Genomic DNA, 788 nt, shown 5'->3' with positions numbered 1-788 from the left:
GCCCAGGAGCGCGTGCGCTGGCAGGTGCCCATCGCCTTCCCGTCCCACCTGGTGGGCCTGAGCACGCCGGTCGTGCACCTCTCCGAAACCCTGGAAGCGATCTCCGGTGGCAATATCAACCTGCGCTACTACGAGCCGGGCGAACTGATTCCGCCCTTCGAGATTCTCGATGCCGTATCCGAGGGTCGCTACCCGGCCGGCTACACCTGGATCGGCTACGACCAGGGCAGCATCCCGGTACTGCCGCTGCTGTCGGGTCCTCCCTTCGGCATGGAGCCGCCCGCCTTCATGGCCTGGCACTACTTTGGCGACGGCGACGACCTGCTGCAGGAAGTGTATGAGCCCTATGGCGTCAAGGCACTGCTGTGCGGCGTCATCGGACCGGAAGCCGCCGGCTGGTTTGCCGAGCCGCTGGAGTCCCTCGATCAGATCGACGGCCTGCGCATCCGCTTCGCCGGCATCGGCGGGCGCGTGATGGAGCAGTTGGGCGCCTCCGTGACCATGCTGCCCGGCGGCGAACTCTACCAGGCCATGGAGCGCGGCACGATCGACGCCACCGAGTTCTCCGCCCCGGCGGTCGACCGCATCCTGGGCATGCAGGAAATCGTACAGAACTACATCATGCCGGGCTGGCACCAGACCTACACCACCTCGCACCTGCTGGTGAATGCCGAGGTGTGGAACGATCTCTCCGACCTGAGTCGCGCGCAGATCGAGACCGGCTGCCGCTCCGCCACGCTGTTCGGCTTCTCCGAGAGCGAGTGGGAGAACCCCCAGGCGCTGCGCGA

General features: G+C 66.8%; 1 protein-coding gene. It reads left to right on the top strand.

Annotated elements, in window-relative coordinates:
* A partial coding sequence (locus SPH52_RS22450) for a TRAP transporter substrate-binding protein (protein WP_411797273.1) occupies positions 1-788 on the top strand: 788 nt, incomplete at both ends.

The organism is Halomonas sp. A29, from assembly GCF_046723295.1.
Taxonomy (GTDB): domain Bacteria; phylum Pseudomonadota; class Gammaproteobacteria; order Pseudomonadales; family Halomonadaceae; genus Halomonas.
The sequence above is the reverse complement of the archived record's forward strand: the minus strand, read 5'-3'. Positions and strand labels throughout refer to the sequence as shown.